Raw genomic sequence first — 17,663 nt, 5'->3', positions numbered from 1 at the left:
TCCACCTGATCGACGGACGAGGAGCCATCCAATGAAGGTTGGTGTCGAGGCGCTCGAACTCACCTACGGGGAGCACCGCGCCGTCAAGGACCTGGACCTGACGATCCCCGATGGCCAGTCGGTCGTCCTGCTGGGGCAGTCCGGCTGCGGGAAGACGAGCACGATGCGGTGCATCGCCGGTCTGGAGTCCCCGTCCGGCGGCCGGATCACCATCGGTGACCGCACCGTCTTCGACGCGGGGAAGGCGACGTCGATCCCGTCGCACAAGCGCAACGTCGGCATGGTCTTCCAGTCCTATGCCGTCTGGCCGCACATGACGGTTGCCGACAACGTCGCGTTCCCGCTGCGGATGAAGGGGATCGGCAAGTCCGAGGCCCGAAAGCGCGCGATCGGCGTGCTGGAGGTCGTCGGCCTCGGCCACCTGGGTGGACGTGGTGCCAGCATGCTCTCCGGTGGGCAGATGCAGCGGGTCGCGCTGGCCCGTTCGATGGCGATGGAGCCCGCGGTCCTGCTGCTGGACGAGCCGCTGTCCAACTTGGACGCCCGGTTGCGCGACGACCTGCGGTACGAGCTGCGCCGGATCCAGGTCGAGCAAGGCCTGACGAGCCTCTACGTCACCCACGACCAGCAGGAGGCGCTTTCGCTGGCCGACCGGATCGCCATCATGCAGGGCGGCCGGATCACCCAGCTCGGCACGCCGGAGGAGATCTACGCCGCTCCGGCCAGCGCCTCCATCGCGAGCTTCCTCGGCGTCACCAACGTCTTCGAGGTCGAGGACACCGCCGGCGACCGGGTCCGCTTGGCGGGGTCCGGGCAGTTCCTCGCCGTCGCCGACGGCACCGCGGGCGGCAGCGGTACCCGGTTCGCCTGCATCCGCCCCGAGCACGTCCGGGTCGAGCCGGCGGCCGAGGCGGCCACCGACTCCGCCGCCAACCACCTGCGCGGCACCGTGGAGGTCGCCGTCTTCCAGGGCGCCTCGATCCGCTGCACCGTGCGGATCGGCACCGGCCTCGAGCTGGCGGCGATCTGCCCGCCGCCGGTCACCGGCACGCTCGCCACCGGCACCGAGGTCACCGTCCGCGTCGACGCCCGTGCTGTCCGGGTGCTGCCCGAGCACGTCGTCGAGCAGCAGGAGGTCCTCGCCGCATGACCACCACGCCCACCCGGTCGGCGCCCTCGCCGAAGCCGCCGGACACCGACAGCGGCCCGCGGAAGCGCGCGTCGGTACCGCTGCGGACCCGGATCGCCGGGCTTCCCCTGCTGGCCTTCATCTCCTTCCTCGTCCTGGTCCCCGCCGGGTTGATCGTCGTCGCGGCCTTCGGCACCGACGTGCCCAGGCCGGGCGGCGAGGGGCTGTCGTTCACCTTGGAGAACCTGCGGGTGCTGATCGCCGACGGCGTCGGCGGGGCAGCGCTGAACTCCCTCGTGATCGCCGCCGGGGCGACCGCGCTCGCGCTGCTGATCGGGGGTTCGCTGGCGTTCGTCGCCGCGCGGACCGACGTCCGCGCTCGCGGATTCCTCTACCTCATCGGCCTGATGCCGCTGTTCCTGCCGTCCTACGTCGGCGCGTTGGCGTGGTCGATCCTGGCCAGCCCCGGCGCAGGCCTGATCAACGTCGCGTTCCGGGACCTCGGGATCACCGGCCCGGTGGTGGACGTCTACACGCTCGCCGGGGTGATCGTCGTGATGGCGATGTACTACGCGCCGTACGCGTTCCTGATGATCCACGGCTCGATGTCGCTGATGAACCCCGACCTCGAGGACTCGGCAGGCGTGCACGGCAGCCCGACCTGGCGGACGATCCGCTCGATCACCCTGCCGCTGTCGCTGCCGGCCGTGCTGGGCTCCGCCCTGCTGATCTTCGTGCTGGTGTTCGAGAACTTCCCGGTCTCCCAGGTGCTGGCCACCCCCGGCGGCATCGACACGCTGCCGACCTTCATCTACAAGCTGATGAACTCCACGCCCTCGCGCGGCAACGAGGCCGCGGTGATCGCCATCGTGCTCGTCACCGTCGTCGTCGCGATCACCTGGATGCAGCGCCGCTACCTCGCCAACCGGTCGTTCACCACGGTCTCCGGCAAGGGCGTCAAGCCGCGCATCATCCCGCTGGGCCGGTGGCGGACCCCGGTGCTGCTCGCCGCGCTGGGTTACTTCTTCCTGTCGATCGTGCTGCCCATGCTGGCGCTGCTGCTGTCGGCGGTCCGCAGCTCGCCCTACATGAGCTCGTTCAGCTCGCTGGCCGAGCCGGGATCGATCGACTTCAGCTCGTTCACCGCGGCCGTCACCTCCGACGGTTTCCTCCGCGCCGCCAGCAACAGCGTCGTCGTCTCGCTGACGGCCGCGGCCTGCGGCACCGCGCTCGCCTTCGCCGTCGGCTACGTCGTGTACCGCACGAAGTCCTGGGGTCGCGGCGCTCTCGAGGGCGTGTCGATGGTCCCGCTGGCCATCCCGCACGTCGTCCTCGCCATCGGGCTGCTCTGGACCTGGTTGATCATGCCGCTGCCGGTCTACGGCACGCTGTGGGTGCTGATCATCGGCTTCGTCGCCGTGCAGATGCCGCAGGGCTTCCGCGGGATCGCCGCCTCCATCCGGTCCACCGACCGCGACCTGGAGGACAGCGCGGTCATGCTCGGGGCCCGCCGCAGCCGCGCGGTCGCGGTGATCACCCTGCCGCTGCTGCGGGTCGCGGTCCTGTCGACGTTCCTGCTCCTGCTGATGCTCAGCATGCGCGAACTGACCGTCCCGCTGTTCCTCTACACCAGCGACACTGAGATCCTCTCGATCGCCATCTACGACCAGTTCGAGAACGGTGGCGCACTCCGGGAGGCCTCGGCCACCGCGCTCGTCTACTGCGCGATCATGTTCCTGCTCAGCTACCTGCCCCGCCGACTCGGCGCGGGCTCCGGAGGTCACGGTGCCTGAGACGACTCCACTCCGATCCCGCCGACTCCGCACCACGTTGCCCGCCCTGGTCGCCGCGGTCGCCCTGCTGGTCACGGCGTGCGGCGGGTCGGTCCACAACAGCCCCGCCGCCCGGGCGGCCAAGCTGCTCGAGCCCGCCCGGGTCGACACCACGAACGGTCTGGTCATCGACGGCGAGAGGATCGCAGACAAGGCCTTGTTCGACGCGGCCAGGCAGCACGAGGTGGTCGTGTACTCCGCGGCGGGCAAGGAGGCCGAGGACCTCACCGTGGCCCGGTTCACCGAGGAGACCGGCATCCCGGTCGAACTGACCCGGCTGCCGAACAGCAAGCTCGCCGAGCGGGCGCTGTCCGAGCACGGTGCCGGCCAGCTGAGGGCCGACGTCATCCGGCTGACCGACCCGCGCACCGCTCGCCGATTCGGTGAGGCCGGGGTCTACGTCCCGTACGAGACGCCGTTCCACGACCGGCTGCGCCAAGCCGGCGCCACCACCGACGCGAAGTGGTTCCCCGCCTACTACTTCGTCAACGCCATGGCCTACAACTCGGCGATCCACACCGAGAACCCACCGGACGGCTGGGAAGACCTGCTCGACCCGAGGTATCGGGGCGAGCTCGGCATCGTCGCCATCACCACCGGCGGCACGCTCCAAGCGCTGACCCGGTTCCAGCTCGACACGTTCGGCCCGCGGTACCTGGCGGGCTTGGCCGCCAACGAGCCGCGGATCTTCAACTCGACCTCCACCGAGGTCGACGCGCTGGCCCGCGGTGAGGTCTCGGTCGCCACCGTCAGCTTCAACAACACCTTCGGCGCCCAGAGCGACGGCGCTCCCATCAAGCTCGTCGTGCCGGAGGAAGGCGTCTCGGCCTCCGAGGGCCCGCTCGGCCTGACGCCCAAGGGCGTGCGGAACCCGGCCGCGAAGGTGTTCGCCAACTGGTCGCTGTCCAAGGCCGGCCAGAAGTTCGTCGGCTCGCAGGGTTTCGTCCCGGTGCGCACCGACATCCGCCCGGTCCGGGCGGGCGAGTACGAACTGCCTGCCGTGGACTCACCGCGCTTCCACCTGCTCACCGAGGAAGGCTTCACCCGCTACGCGGACGCCGACGAGGCCCTCTGGAAGCAGAAGTTCGACTTCATCGGCTGATCAGCCCGTCCCGCTCATGAAAGGCACCACGATGACCTCCACGCTCGACCGCTCGGCCGATGAGCTGGCGCACGCCGACCTGCTCGAGTCGGTGAACGCCTTCGCCCGCAAGCACCTCGCCCCGGGCGCCCTGCAGCGGGCGCACGACCCGTCCTACTCCTGGGACATCGCGGCGAAGCTCGGGGAGCAAGGCCTGCTCGGTCTGACCATCGCCGAGGAGGACGGCGGCCAGGGCGCCGGGCTGGCCGCCGCCGTCGCCGTCATCCAGGGCGTCGCGCAGCACTGCCCGAAGAGCGCGGACATCCTGCAGGCAGGCAATTTCGGCGCGATCCGCACCTTCGCCCAGTTCGCCACCCCGGAGCAGAAGGCGGCGTACCTTCCGGACCTGCTCGCCGGCCAAGCGCTGATCTCGCTGGGGATGAGCGAGCCGGAGGCCGGCTCGGCCGCCACCGAGCTGACCACCTCGGTCGTCGAGGACGGTGACGAGCTCGTGCTGAACGGGACGAAGATCTGGGGCACGCACAGTCCCGACGCCACGCTGTTCCTGGTCTACGCCCGGTTCGGCCCCGGCACCGGCGGCATCGGGTCGGTGCTGGTGGAGCGCGGCGACCCCGGATTCACCTTGGGCGAGCCGTCGTCGTACATGAGCGGTGAGCAGTGGGCGCAGCTCTACTTCGACGACTGCCGGATCCCGCGCTCGCGCATCCTGCTCGGCCCCGGTGGGTTCAAGAAGCAGATGAGCGGGTTCAACGTCGAGCGGATCGGCAACGCGTCCCGCTCGCTCGCGCTCGGCCGACTGGCGTTCGACCTGGCCCGCGAGCACGTCTCGCAGCGCACCCAGTTCGGCCGCACGCTCAACGAGTTCCAGGGCGTGCAGTGGACCTTCGCCGAGGCCGCGGTGGCACTCGACGCCGCGGCGGCGCTGCTGGACCGCGCCGTCGCCAACGCCGAGGACGGACTGCCTTCCGCCTACGAGACGACCGTCGCCAAGTACGCCGCGAACCGGGCCGGTTTCCAGGCCGCGGACGCGTCGATGCAGATGATGGGCGCGCTCGGCTACTCGAGCGAGTCGCTGGTGGAGTACTGCCAGCGGCGCACCCGCGGCTGGATGATCGCCGGGGGGTCGCTGGAGATGATGAAGAACCGCATAGCCGAGGAGATCTTCGGCCGTCGCTTCTCCCAGCGGGCCGAGAAGTGACCGCCGGGCCGGTCCGCGTCGAGCACGACGGTGATGTCGCCGTCATCGTGCTCGACAACCCGCCGGTGAACGCCAGCACGGCCGAGGTCCGGGCCGGCCTGCTGGCCGCGTTGACGGCTACGGCGGACGACGCCGGCGTCGTGCTGATCGGTGCTGGCAAGCACCTCATGTCCGGTTCGGACCTGCTGGAATTCACCACCGAGGAGATTCCCGGGCCGCAGTTGCCCGAGGTCCTCGCGGCGATCGAGGACCACCCCCGCCCGGTGGTCGCGGCGCTGTCCGGGGCAACCCTGGGCGGCGGCTTCGAGCTGGCTCTGGCGTGTGACCGCCGGATCGCCCTCGAAGGCGGTCAGGTCGGTTTCCCGGAGGCGGGGCTGGGGATGATCCCCGGAGCAGGCGGGATCGTCCGGACCGCGCGGCTGGTCGCCCCGGACCGGCTGCTCGACTTGGTCGTCTCGGCCAAGCCGGTGCCGGTGACCGCCGCGCTCGCCGACGGCCTGGTCGACGAGGTCGTGCCGGACCGGTTGCGCGCACGCGCCGTTGCCGCCGTCCGCACCGCGAGCAAGCGGGTCCTGACCGGGCTGCCGGTCGGCGCCGGTGAGCCGGGACGGGTGGAGGAGGCCGCTCGGCGGTTGCTCGCCCGGCGAGGAGCGGATCCGGTCGTCATCGCCGCGGTGGGCGCGGTGCTCGCCGCCGGTGCACTGCCGGCGTCGGCCGCGCTGCGGCACGAGCGCGCCGAGTTCACCCGGCTGCGGCGCAGCCCGGAGGCCGCCGCCAACCGGCACCTGTTCTTCGCGCGCACCGCGGTGGCCCGCGCGGGGCGACCGGATGCCGACCGTTCGATCCGGACCGTCGGGGTGGTCGGCGCAGGAACGATGGGGGCCGGGATCGCGCGGGCGTTCGCCGCGGCCGGAGTCGAGGTCGCCCTGGTCGACCGGGACCCGGCGGTGCTGGAGCGGGCTCGCCAGCAGATCGCCCGCGCCGGCGCCGATGCCGAGGCCCGGCTGCGCACCGGCACCGGGCTCGACGCGCTGGCGGAGGCGGACCTCGTCATCGAGGCGGTCGTGGAGGACCACGACGTCAAGGCCGCGGTGCTGGCCGAGGTGGCCGCCGTCGTCCGACCCGGGATCCCGCTGGCCACCAACACGTCCTACCTGGACGTCGACGCCCTCGCCGCCGCCGTGCCCGACCGCGGCCGGGTCCTCGGCATGCACTTCCTCGCCCCGGCCCACCGCACACCCGTTCTCGAGGTGGTGCGCGCCGCGGCGACCTCGGCCGATGCGCTGGACCACGTGCTGTCCGCGGCGCGGCTGCTCGGGAAGCTGCCGGTGATCGCCGGGGTCTGCGACGGCTTCGTCGGCAACCGGATCTTCTCCGCCTACCGGTACCAGTCCGAGCTGCTGGTCGAGGAGGGCGCGCGCCCGCGCGAGGTCGACGACGCGTTGCTCGGCGTCGGCGTCGCGATGGGGCCGTTCGCCGTCGCGGACATGTCCGGCCTCGACGTGGCGTGGCGGGCCCGGCGCCGCCGGGACGCCACCCGCGACCCGCGCGAGCGCTACCCGGACGTCGCCGACCGCCTGGTCGACGAGGGTCGGCTCGGGCAGAAGACCCGCGGCGGTTGGTACGCCTACGCCGACGGCGACCGCACCCCGCAGAACGACCCCGAGGTGGAGCGGATCATCGCCGAGTCGCGGGCCGGGAAGGGCATCACCCCCCGCCGGATCGGCGCGGCCGAGATCGTGGAGCGGGTGTTGACAGCGACCGCGAACGAGGCGGCTCTCGTGCTGGCGGAAGGAATCGCGGCCCGCCCCGGCGACATCGATGTGCTGCTCGTTCGCGGTTACGGCTTCCCGGACGGGCTCGGTGGGCCGTGCCACTGGGCCGCGACTCGGCCCCGGGCCGAGCTGGTCGCAGCGCAGCGGCGGCTCGCCGACGCCGTCGGGTGGGGTTTCCGAGCCGGTGATCCGGCACTGCTCAGCTGACCGGCGTCCGGCAGTCCCTCGCCGCGACCACCGGGACTCCGGGTCGTCGACGCCGGGGGAGTCCGTCCGCCATGCGGTCGACAGCCGCCAACGCAAATTTCTCTATAGAATATTGAGTCTGCGAGCCGTTTGTTCGGGTCGCTCACGCCGAGGAGTACCGATGAATCACTACCCCGCACAGGTGCAGGCCACCGCCTCCGCTGCTACCGGCTTTGCGGGCCCGCTGCTCTGGCCTGCGACGGTCGCGATCGTGGGCGCATCCGACGACCCCGCGAAGACCACCGGGCGCCCGCAGCGATTCCTGGCCGCCGCGGGCTACGCGGGCACCGCCTGGTTCGTGAACCCGCGGCGGGAGGTGGTGCAGGGGGAGAAGGCCTACCCGAGCCTGTCCGAACTGCCCGGCGTTCCCGACCACGTCTACGTGGTGACCGGCGTGGACGCCGCGATCGACACCGTTGCCAAGGCGGCCGGGCTGGGCGTGCCGGTGGTGACCGTGTTGTCGTCGGGTTTCGGCGAGGAGGGTGCCCAGGGCAAGGCGCGCGAGGACCGGTTGCGCGCCGCCGCGGCTGAGGGCCCGACCCGCGTCGTCGGCCCGTCCAGCCTCGGCGTGGTCAACCCGCGCAACGGCGCGCTGCTCACCGGCAACGCCGCCTTCGGCGAGCCGGACACCCCGGTCGGCGGCCTCTTCGTCGCCTCGCAGTCCGGCAGCGTGATCGGCGCACTGGTGAGCCGGGCCCGCGGCCGCGGCATCGGCTTCGCGGGCCTGGTCTCCACCGGTGGTGAGGCCGACCTCTCGCTCGGCGAGATCTGCGCGTCCACCCTGGACGACCCGGGCATCACCTCCTACGCGCTGTTCCTCGAGTCGCTGCGGCACGCCGACCACCTGGCCGAGTTCGCCGCCGCCGCATCCCGCGCGGGCAAGCCGGTCGCCGTCTACAAGCTGGGTCGTTCGCAGGAGGCCGCCGCACTCACCGTCTCCCACACCGGCGCGCTGGCCGGCGAGGACAGCGAGGCCGAGGCGTTCTTCCGGGCCTGCGGTTTCGTCCGGGTGAACACCTTCGAGGGCCTGTGCGAGGCGCCGGCCCTGCTGGAGCAGGTCCCGGCCGACGGTCCGGTGCACCCGCGGGTCGGCGTGGTCACCACCACCGGCGGCGGCGCCGCGATCATGGTCGACCAGCTCGCCTTGCGCGGGTTGTCGGTCCGTGGCCCGAGCCGCGAGCTGGTGGACCGGATGGCGGCCGCCGGTGCTCCGGTGCCGCACGACCTGATCGCCGACCTCGGCCTGGCCGGCGCCAAGCACGACGTGGTCTCCGCGGCATTGCGCGAATTGCAGGACAGCGGCGAGTTCGACCTCGTCGTGTTCGTCATCGGCTCCTCGGCGCGGCTGAACCCGGAACTCGCGGTGCAGGCCTTGGCACAGCGCAGCGGGCACGCCGTGCCGGTCGTCGGGTTCGCGCTGCCGGAGGCCCCGGATGCCGCCGACCTGCTCGCCTCCTCCGGAGTCCCGGCGTTCCGCACCCCGGAGTCGTGCGCCGACGCCGTCGCCGCCGCCTTCTCCCGCCGGTCGGCCACGATCGACCCCGAGCGGATCTCCGGGCCGCCCGTCGGCACGCCGGAGCTGCTCCACGAGCAGGACTCCGCCGAGCTGCTGGCCTCGGTCGGCGTTCCGACGCTGCCCGCGGTCGCGCTCGAGACGACCTCGCTGGAGGAGGACATCGAGCTGCCGTTCGAGTTCCCGGTCGCGGTCAAGGCCTTGTCCGACCAGCTCGCGCACAAGACCGACGTCGGCGGCGTCGTCCTCGGCGTGACCGACGTCGCCGGCGTGCGCAAGGCGGTCCGCACCATCGTCGCCGATGTCGGGGAGCAGGTCGGCGCCACCATCGACCGGGTGCTGGTGCAGCCGATGGCGGAGAGCGGCGTCGGCGAGGTGCTGGTCGGGTACCGCCGCAGCGCGGACGTCGGCCCGGTCGTGGTGCTGTCCACCGGTGGGGTGACCGCCGAGGTCTACGACGACAGCGCCGTCCGGCTCGCCCCGGTCGACCGCGCGACCGCGGAGGAGATGATCGGCGAGGTCACCGGCCTGAAGATCCTCACCGGCCATCGCGGCACTCCGGCCGGCGATCTGGACGCCCTCGCCGACGCCGTCGTCGCGATGTCCCGACTGGCCGTCGAGCAGCCCTCGGTGATCGAGGCCGAGGTCAACCCGGTGCGCGTGCACACCTCCGGCGCAATGGCCCTGGACGCGCTGGTCCGGCGGGTGCGCACGTGATGCGAGGCTCCCGGCCCGTGCGCGTGGGCGCCGCGTGGACCGGAGAGGCGCGTGTTGTTGCCGGGTACGCGCTCCGGGTGGCCGAGGCGGTGTCGGCCGCCTGTGGGGTGCACGGTGGCTGCGAGCAGGTGCCGCTCGCGCCACGGAACGTGACGGTGCCGGAGGAATCGCCCGCTAGCCTTTCCCCATGCCGTTCGACGTTGGCCTCCCGTGCTCCGGGGAGAGCGTGTGACCACCAACCTGCGGGCGCTGATCGAATTGATCATCGCCGACTCCCCGGTCACCGAGGCCGAGCTCCGGAGGGCGGCTCGGGGGCTTGACGCGGAGACCACCGGTGTCCTGGTCGACGCCCGAGCTCGCTTGGATCGCCTCAGGGCGAGGGACCGGGAGCTGTCGGTGTTGATGTCGAGCCTGCGGGAGCTCGCCGAGGTGCGCGACCTGCAGCCGCTGCTGCAGAAGCTGGTGGACCGCGCCCACGAGTTGATGGGCACCGACCTCACCTACCTCTCGGAGTACGACGAGGGGACCGACGAGCTCTTCGTCCGGGCCAACCGCGGTGCGGTGTCGACGAACATGCGGGAGCTGCGGGTGCCGGCCGGGGTGGGCCTCGCCAGCAAGGTGGTGCGGACCCGCGCGCCGCAGTGGACCGCGGCGTACGACGTCGGCTCCTTCCCGCGCGACCGGGAGGTCACCGCCGCGGTCCAGGCCGAGCAGATGCGGTCGATCCTCGGAGTTCCGCTGATCGCCTCCGAGCGGGTGCTCGGGGTGCTCTTCGCGGCCGATCGCTCCGCGCACGGCTTCAGCACCGAGCAGATCGCGCTGCTCACCGCGTTCGCCAACCAGGGGGCGGTGATCCTGCAGACCGCCCGGCTGCTGGCGGCCGAGCGTGCGGCCGCCGCCCGGGCGGAGGCGGCCAGCGCGGAGACCGAACGGCGGGCCGCCGCGATGGAGGCGTCGGCCAGCCTGCACGAGCAGTTGACCCGCTTGGTGCTCGCCGGTGAGGGGTCGGAGGCGATCGCACGAACCCTGGCCGACTCGTTGGGCAGGCCGGTGGCGATCGCCGACCGGGACCTGGCCGCCTTGGCCACCAGCGGCGAGGAGGCCGCCGCCTGGTGGACCGCGGGTCGGCTCGCACCGGAGGTGCTGGCGGCGGTGGAGACCAGTCGAGGCACCGCTCGCTGGGTCGACGTCGGCCACGGCGGGGTCCTGGGATTGGTCGCGGCGATGGCCGGCCGCACCCTGCTCGGCGTGCTGCTCGTCGGCGGGGAGCCGCTCGACGACGTGCAGCGGCGCACCGTCGAACGCGGTGCCCAGAGCCACGCGCTGGTCACCATGCAGCGCGACGCGGTCACCGATGCGGAGGAACGGGTCCGCGGGGAACTCGTCGCCGACCTGGTTTCGGGGCGCGGCGACCGGGCTTCGCTGCGGCAACGTGCCCAGCAGCGCGGGATCGAGCTGACCGGGTGCTGGACGCCGGTGCTCGCCGTCGGTTGGGAACAGCAGCGGTGGAGCCTCGGACGGACCCTGACCGGCCTGGACCGGCGTTGGCTGGTGGCCCAGCACGATGCCGGGGTCGTCGCCCTGGTGCCCGGCTCGCCGGATCCCCACGACCTCGCGGGGCGCGTGCACGCCAGGCTCGCCCGGGCGGGGGACCGGGGCCTCGTGGTCGTCGGTGGGACCCAGCACGTGGAGCAGATCCCGGGCGAGGTCGCCGACGTCACGGCGCTGTCCAGGATGCTGCCCGGTGTCGGGGTGGCCGACGCGGGGGTCGCGGCGCGCGACTACGCACCGTACCTCGCGCTGTTCGGCGCCAACGGGCAGCGGGCCCGGGCCTTCACCCGGGGGTTGCTGGCGCCGTTGCTGGAGTGGGATGCCGATCACCGGAGCGATCTGGTCGCGACCTTGGCGGCCTACCTGGCGCAGAACGCGAGCATCACCCGCTCCGCGGAAGTCCTGTTCGTGCATCCCAACACGGTGAAGCAGCGCCTGGAGCGGATCACCGAGCTGCTCGGACCGGGGTGGCGAGGACCCGAGCAGCAGTTCCGGCTCGGCATCGCCGTGCAACTGCACCGGATGTCCGAAACAGACATGTGAGCGAGTTGTTCCCTGGCCGGTTCGGACATGTGCGTCCCGTCACCCGCTGGTGTTTCCTGGGGTGATTACCCCGATCGAGGAGGAACCACTGGTGACCAGCCGGATCCCGGGCATGCGCGACCTGAGCATCGGCGAGCGGCGCGCGGTCGTCGCCGAGACGACGGGTATCGACGTCGCCGAGCTCGCGGCCTTCGACGCGGACGGCTTCGACGGCGAGGCCGCGAGCCAGCTGAGCGAGAACGTGCTCGGCACCTTCGCGCTGCCCGTCGGGGTGGCCGCCAACCTCACGGTGAACGGCGCGGACGTGCTCGTGCCCATGGTCACCGAGGAGGCCTCCGTCATCGCGGCCGCCAGCAACGGCGCCCGGATCGCCCGCGTCCTCGGGGGCTTCCACACCTCCAGCACCGGCCCGATCATGCAGGCCCAGATCCAGCTCGTCGACGTCGTCGATCCGCACGCCGCTCGACTGCGCCTGCTCGAGGCCCGCGCCGAGCTGGTGGAGCTCGCCGCCGCCCAGGACCCCAAGCTCGCCGAGGTCGGTGGTGGGGTGCGCGACCTGCTGGTGCGCACGGTCGGCTTCGAGGACGAGACCTACCTCGTCGCCCACCTGGTCGTGGACGTCCGCGACGCGATGGGCGCCAACGCGGTCAACACCATGGCCGAAGCGGTCGCCGACCGGGTCGCCGAGATCGCCGGCGGTCGGGTCGTCCTCCGGATCCTCACCAACAAGGCCGACATGCGGCTGGCCCGGGCCCGCGCCGTCCTCGACGCCGAGGCCCTCGGGGGACCGCTGGTCGTCGACGACATGGTGCACGCCTACAAGCTCGCCGCCGGTGATCCCTACCGCGCCGCGACCCACAACAAGGGCATCATGAACGGGATCTCCGCGGTCGTGCTGGCCACCGGCAACGACACCCGGGCCGTCGAGGCCGGCGCCCACTCCCACGCGGTCGGCTCCGCCGGCCGCTACACCGCGCTGTCGACCTTCGAGAAGGACGCGGACGGCAACCTCGTCGCCACGCTGGAGCTCCCGATGCCCGTCGGTCTGGTCGGCGGCGCCACCAAGACCCACCCCGGCGCCCGGGCCGCCGTCGCCCTCACCGGCGTGTCGTCGGCCGCCGAACTCGCCGAGCTGATCACCGCCGTCGGGCTGGCCCAGAACATCGCGGCCCTGCGGGTGCTCGCCAGCGAGGGCGTCCAGCGCGGCCACATGTCCCTGCACGCCAAGAACATCGCCATCGCGGCCGGTGCGGGACCCGACGAGGTCGGCCCCGTGGTCGCGCGGTTGATCGCGGACAAGACCTTCGGGTACGACCACGCGGCAGCCGTGCTCGCCGAACTGCGGAGCGGTCGATGACCTCGCCCCGCGCGAGGGGACTGCCGATGGTCGTCGGCGACCCGGCCCTCCCGTCCGGGTGCGGATCTGCACCTCGGCGAGCCGACCGCCTCGCGGGTCGCCACCGCGCTGAGCCACCACCGATCGAACGGAGCAAGACCGATGTCCCGACTCATCGAGGTCTGGGGTGACACCGTCGACACCAGGCACCTGGGCATCTCCATCGCGCTGGGCGTCGGGATCGCGGCCCCGGCCTTCCTGCTCGGCAGGGCCTTCTTCACGGCGACCGTGGACGATGAGACCTTGGCGCAGTCCTACGCACTGCTGCTCGGCCTCGCGGCCTGCCTGGTCGCCGCGGTGATCGCGGCCCGCTTGTTCAAGCCGAAGCGGATCGTCCGGGAGACCGCAACCGCCACCGAGAGCCGACGCGAGGCGCTCGAGGCCATCGCCGCCGACGGGGGCGAATGGACCGACCCCGCCGAGCTCGCCCCCGAGGTGCGGGAGGAGCTACGCCTGCTCGGGCTGTACGACGTGCTCGTCGACGCCCACGAGGAGGCCGAGCGGCGGGAGGCGCGCCCATGATGGACGCATTCCTGTGGGCCCTGGGCATGGGCCTCGTCGGTGCCGTCGTCTTCGCCGCGATCGGCCTGGTGTCCGGCACGGACGAGACCGCCGTGGTCGCGCCGCTGACGCTGCTGGTGGTGCTGCTCGGAGTCCCGCCGTCGGGGGTGTTCAGCTTCTTCCTGGCCGCAGTGGTCGCCAAGCACATCACCCATGCCGTCCCGACGACGCTGCTCGGCATCCCCGGCGACACGATGACCGTGCCGCTGCTCGGCGACGCGCAGCGGCTCCGCGAGCTCGGGGTGCCGCACATCGCGCTGCGCAAGGCGATCTCCGGCGGCGTGATCGCCGCGGTCATCGCGGTGCCGCTGGCAGTGCTGTTCGCCTGGGTCCTCTCACCGATCGCCGACGAGATCGGCGAGCTCGCACCGTGGATCTTCGCCGGTGCGGCGATCCTGATCGCGCTCACCTCGAAGGGGCGGTGGGCGGCGGTGGCCGCGCTCTTCCCGTTCGTGCTGCTGATCGTCGGGATCGACCAGTTCGTGACCGCCCAGCTCGGTCACGGGCTCAGCATCAGCTTCTTCCTCGGCATCGCGACCGGTCCGCTGGTGGCGGACCTCTTCTTGGCGCTCTCGCCCACCGGTCGCAGGACCCTGCACCGGGACGGGCCGACCGAGTTCGGACTGGCGCCGGACGTGCGGACGTGGCGCGGAAGGCTGCCGAACCCGCTGAAGGTGCTCGACCGCAAGCAGACCGCGTACACCTCCGGGGCCGCGGCCATCTCGAGCGCCACCTTCGTCTTCTCGCCGGTGGCGATGACGGTGCTCATGGGCGAGATGGTCGGCGCCCGGATCAAGAACGGCTACCACAAGCTCACCTCGAAGATGGCGGTGCGCAACGGCACCACGGAGTCGACCTACATCGCGGAGACGATGATCCCGCTGATCGCGCTCGGCCTGCCGCTGTCCCCGATGGCCGCGGGCCCGGCGGCGCCGCTGTTCAACGCACCGCCCGTCTACACCGTCGACACCGAGACCGGGCAGACGCACAACCTGCACAACCTGCTGGAGACCTGGGAGTTCCTGGTCTTCGGTCTGCTGGCCGTGGCGATCGCCTGCCTGATCGCGTACCCGTTCGCGATGACCAACGCCCACCGGGCGGCGTCGTGGGTGATGAAGAACGTCTCCCACGAGGCGATCATCGGGGCGTTCGCCGGCCTGATCCTGGTCATCTGCCTCTACGAAGGTGGTCTGCTCGCCGTGCTGGTGACCTTGACGGTCGGCCTGGTCGGCGGCCTGATGAACCGGATGTTCGGCGTGCACTCGGGCGTGCAGTTCATGGGTTACTACGCGGCCGTGCTGACCGTGCCGGCGATCATCGCGCTCGCCTGATCCCGGGTGGACCAGCGGCTCCAGGTCGAGGGTGCGGTGCTCGTTCGTCGGCACCGCACCTACCAGGGCTTCACCCGCCGGCAGCTGCTGGGTTCGCCGGCTCGGGAGGCCGCCGTCTCCCGGCGCGGCAGGCCTCTTCGACGGCGCCTCCGATCTCCAGCACTGCGCGGTCTTGCCCGGGCGGGCCGACGACCTGCAGGCCGACCGGCAAGCCCTCGGGTGTGAAGGCGGCCGGAACCGAGAGGGCGGGGCAGTGGGTGGCGGAGAACGTGGAGCAGGCCCCCATCCAGGCGAGGTAGTCGGACATCTCGACCCCGGCGACCGAGGTGGGGTGGACGAGGTCGGCGTCGAACGGGACGACCTGGCTGACCGGGGCCAGCAGCGCGTCGTAGCGGGCGAAGAACTCCGCCACCTGCCGTTGGAGCGCGGTGTGCAGCCGGTCCGCCCGATCGAGGTCGGCGTCTTTGAGCGCGCGCCCCTGCTCGATGTTGCGCACCGCGTCCGGCTTGAGCGCCTCCCGGTGCTGGTCCAGGAGGGTGCCGTACAACCGCTCCAGATGCCAGGCACGTCGTACCCGGAACACCTCGTCGGCTGCGGCGAGGTCGGGACAGTCGAGCACGACGTCCGCGCCGGCCTCCTGGAACCGGCGCACCGCCGGTTCCAGGGCGTCGATCACCGCCGGTTCCACCGGGAGCAGGCCCCCGAGGTCCGGCGTCCACGCGACCCGCAGTCGGCGTGGGTCGCGGTGCAGCGGCGCTGCGAACGAGTCGTCGCCGGCCAGCACTGCCATCAGCAGGGCCGTGTCCGCGACGGTGCGCCCCATCGGGCCCTTGGTGGACAGGGACGGCCACGGCGTCGGGCTCGGCCCGGAACGGACGCGTCCGGGTGAGGGGCGAAGCCCCACGACGTTGCAGAACGACGCCGGGTTGCGCAGCGACCCGCCGGTATCGCTGCCGTCGGCGATGGGGATCATCCCGGCGGCGAGCGCGGCGGCCGCGCCGCCACTGCTGCCACCCGCGCTCCGGTCCAGGGCGTAGGGGTTGCGGGTCACGCCGAACACCGGGTTGAACGTGTGCGAGCCGAGACCGAGCTCGGGCGTGTTGGTCTTGCCGACCGTGACGACGCCGGCCGCTCGCAGCCGGGTGATGATCGGATCGTCCCTGGTCGGCACGTGCTCGGCGAACAGCGGTGACCCGTACGTCGTCCGAAGGCCCGCGGTGTCGGTGAGATCCTTGTGCGCGATCGGCAGGCCGTGCAGCGGGCCCACCTCCGCGCCTGCCGCGAGGCGGTCGTCGGCCGCGGCAGCGTCGGCCGAGGCGCGCTCGACGTCCAGCGTGACGATGGCGTTGACCGCCGGGTTGGTGTCCTCGATGCGGTGCAGGTGCGCCTCGAGGACCTCGCGGCTGGAGACCTCCTTGCGGCGAATCGCCGCGGCGAGGGTGACGGCATCGTCGAAGTGCAGGCTCATGTGGACAACGTCTCCATCAGTTCGGTGGCTCCGAGGTAGACGAACAGCACGACGATCGAGCACAGCAGGACGTTGCTGACGACGCCGTTGCGGTGCTCGGGGCTGAGGCGGCGGGAGTTCAGCAGCACCAGCAGGCCGACCGACAGGAGCGGCATGAAGATCGCGCCGGAGATGCCGTAGATGAGCACCATCATGATGGGCGCGTCGAACAGCAGCAGCAGCATCGGCGGGAACGTCATCAGGGCGAGGTAAACCCGGAAAGCGGTGTCCTTGTCGGATGCCGGTGCGACGCTGTCGAGGTCGGCCTTGCGGTGCCGCACGATCCGGACGAAGTCGGCGAACAGGTACGAGCACCCGTGCCACGGGCCGATGATCGAGGTGAACACCGCCGACCAGACCCCGATCAGCAGGAGCCAGCGCGCGGCGCTGCCGAAGCGCTGCCCGTACGCGTCGGCGAGCTCGACCAGGCCCTGGTTGCCGCTGATGGTCACGCCGGTGCCGAACAGCAGCTCGGCCGCGATGATGAGCACTGCGACGGCGAAGATGCCGGTGAGGGTGTAGGCCGTGGTGATGTCGACGCGCATCGTGCCGAGCCACTTCTTGCCGGTCCAGCCCTTGGCGGCGATCCAGTACGAGTAGCAGGTCAGCGAGATCGTGCCGCCGACACCGCCGATGATGGCCAGGATGCGGGAGAAAGAACCATCCGGGATGGACGGCGTCAGGCCGTAGGGGACGTCGCCGAGGTTGGCCAGGATGATGGCCGCCGACCCCACCACGGTGACGAACATGATGCCGATGAACACCGTCATCGCCTTCTCCACCAAGGCGTACCGGCCGAACCGGACCAGCAGGAAGCCCGCGAGCGCGGTGAGGATCGCCCACATCGCGAAGGAGGTGCCGGGGAACATCGCGGTGAGGACGAGGGCGCTGATCGCGGGTTCGGCCGCGCCGTAGATGATCGCGAAGAAGAGGAGGTACAGGCCGAAGTAGGCGGTCGCCCACGAGCCCAGCGAGTGCCACCCGCGCAGGAACGACTGCCCGGTGACGAGGAACCAGCGCCCGATTCCTTCGCTGAGCACCAGTTTGATGCCGGCCCCCGCGACGATCGCCCAGAGCAGGCTCCACCCGAAGCCGGCACCGGCGAGGGCGGCCATGATGAAGTCGCCGGCGCCGACACCGGAGGCGGCGACCACGATGCCGGGACCGATGAACCGCAGCTTCTGCCTGGGCGTGCTCGGCGGCTCGACCGGAGTGGGGACCTCTGCGCTGTCTGCCATCTTGCTCCCTTCGGGCTGGCGGCC

General features: G+C 71.9%; 12 protein-coding genes. 10 read left to right on the top strand and 2 right to left on the bottom strand.

Annotation, left to right across the window (positions count from 1 at the left end; genetic code table 11):
* The first annotated feature begins 31 nt into the window (after positions 1–31).
* The 10 genes from ACQP0T_RS18140 to ACQP0T_RS18095 all read left to right on the top strand — a co-directional run bounded on the left by ACQP0T_RS18140 (position 32) and on the right by ACQP0T_RS18095 (position 14,894).
* Positions 32–1,150 carry an ABC transporter ATP-binding protein gene (locus ACQP0T_RS18140; RefSeq protein WP_433869157.1) on the top strand — a complete coding sequence of 373 codons (1,119 nt, stop codon included), beginning with the start codon at positions 32–34 and terminating at the stop codon, positions 1,148–1,150.
* Complete coding sequence (locus tag ACQP0T_RS18135; protein WP_433869156.1) at positions 1,147–2,922, top strand: ABC transporter permease; 1,776 nt, start codon at positions 1,147–1,149, stop codon at positions 2,920–2,922. The genes ACQP0T_RS18140 and ACQP0T_RS18135 overlap by 4 nt, the downstream gene beginning before the upstream one ends.
* The gene (locus ACQP0T_RS18130; RefSeq protein ID WP_433869155.1) at positions 2,915–4,063 is read left to right on the top strand and encodes an ABC transporter substrate-binding protein; all 1,149 of its coding nucleotides are present in this window, start codon (positions 2,915–2,917) and stop codon (positions 4,061–4,063) included. Before ACQP0T_RS18135 ends, ACQP0T_RS18130 begins: the two co-directional genes overlap by 8 nt.
* 31 nt (positions 4,064–4,094) lie before the next feature.
* Positions 4,095–5,261, top strand: a complete 1,167-nt coding sequence (locus ACQP0T_RS18125) for an acyl-CoA dehydrogenase family protein (RefSeq protein WP_433869154.1) — start codon at positions 4,095–4,097, stop codon at positions 5,259–5,261.
* Complete coding sequence (locus tag ACQP0T_RS18120; RefSeq protein ID WP_433869153.1) at positions 5,258–7,243, top strand: 3-hydroxyacyl-CoA dehydrogenase NAD-binding domain-containing protein; 1,986 nt, start codon at positions 5,258–5,260, stop codon at positions 7,241–7,243. The genes ACQP0T_RS18125 and ACQP0T_RS18120 overlap by 4 nt, the downstream gene beginning before the upstream one ends.
* Positions 7,244–7,493: 250 nt before the next feature.
* Positions 7,494–9,512, top strand: coding sequence for an acetate--CoA ligase family protein (locus tag ACQP0T_RS18115; protein ID WP_433869152.1), 2,019 nt, complete (start codon positions 7,494–7,496; stop codon positions 9,510–9,512).
* 228 nt (positions 9,513–9,740) lie between these two features.
* A complete protein-coding gene (locus tag ACQP0T_RS18110; protein ID WP_433869151.1) occupies positions 9,741–11,606 on the top strand; it encodes a helix-turn-helix domain-containing protein in 1,866 nt (621 codons plus the stop codon).
* A gap of 91 nt (positions 11,607–11,697) precedes the next feature.
* Positions 11,698–12,963, top strand: a complete 1,266-nt coding sequence (locus tag ACQP0T_RS18105) for a hydroxymethylglutaryl-CoA reductase, degradative (RefSeq protein ID WP_433869150.1) — start codon at positions 11,698–11,700, stop codon at positions 12,961–12,963.
* Between the two features lie 141 nt (positions 12,964–13,104).
* On the top strand, positions 13,105–13,524 hold the full coding sequence (locus ACQP0T_RS18100; RefSeq protein ID WP_345363313.1) for a hypothetical protein: 420 nt from the start codon (positions 13,105–13,107) through the stop codon (positions 13,522–13,524).
* Positions 13,521–14,894: a tripartite tricarboxylate transporter permease gene (locus ACQP0T_RS18095; protein ID WP_433869149.1), complete on the top strand. Its 1,374-nt coding sequence runs from the start codon at positions 13,521–13,523 to the stop codon at positions 14,892–14,894. Before ACQP0T_RS18100 ends, ACQP0T_RS18095 begins: the two co-directional genes overlap by 4 nt.
* A 70-nt stretch (positions 14,895–14,964) precedes the next feature.
* Here the strand turns inward: ACQP0T_RS18095 and ACQP0T_RS18090 are convergent, their stop codons facing one another.
* Together ACQP0T_RS18090 and ACQP0T_RS18085 are read right to left on the bottom strand one after the other, a co-directional pair.
* Positions 14,965–16,362: an amidase gene (locus ACQP0T_RS18090; protein ID WP_433869148.1), complete on the bottom strand. Its 1,398-nt coding sequence runs from the start codon at positions 16,360–16,362 to the stop codon at positions 14,965–14,967.
* Positions 16,359–17,639 (bottom strand): Nramp family divalent metal transporter, encoded by a 1,281-nt coding sequence (locus tag ACQP0T_RS18085; protein WP_433869147.1) that lies wholly within the window; start codon positions 17,637–17,639, stop codon positions 16,359–16,361. The genes ACQP0T_RS18090 and ACQP0T_RS18085 overlap by 4 nt, the downstream gene beginning before the upstream one ends.
* Between the last annotated feature and the right edge of the window lie 24 nt (positions 17,640–17,663).

It is taken from the genome of Saccharopolyspora sp. CA-218241 (assembly GCF_050954615.1).
GTDB lineage: Bacteria > Actinomycetota > Actinomycetes > Mycobacteriales > Pseudonocardiaceae > Saccharopolyspora > Saccharopolyspora cebuensis.
This window is presented reverse-complemented; position numbering and strand designations above follow the sequence as displayed.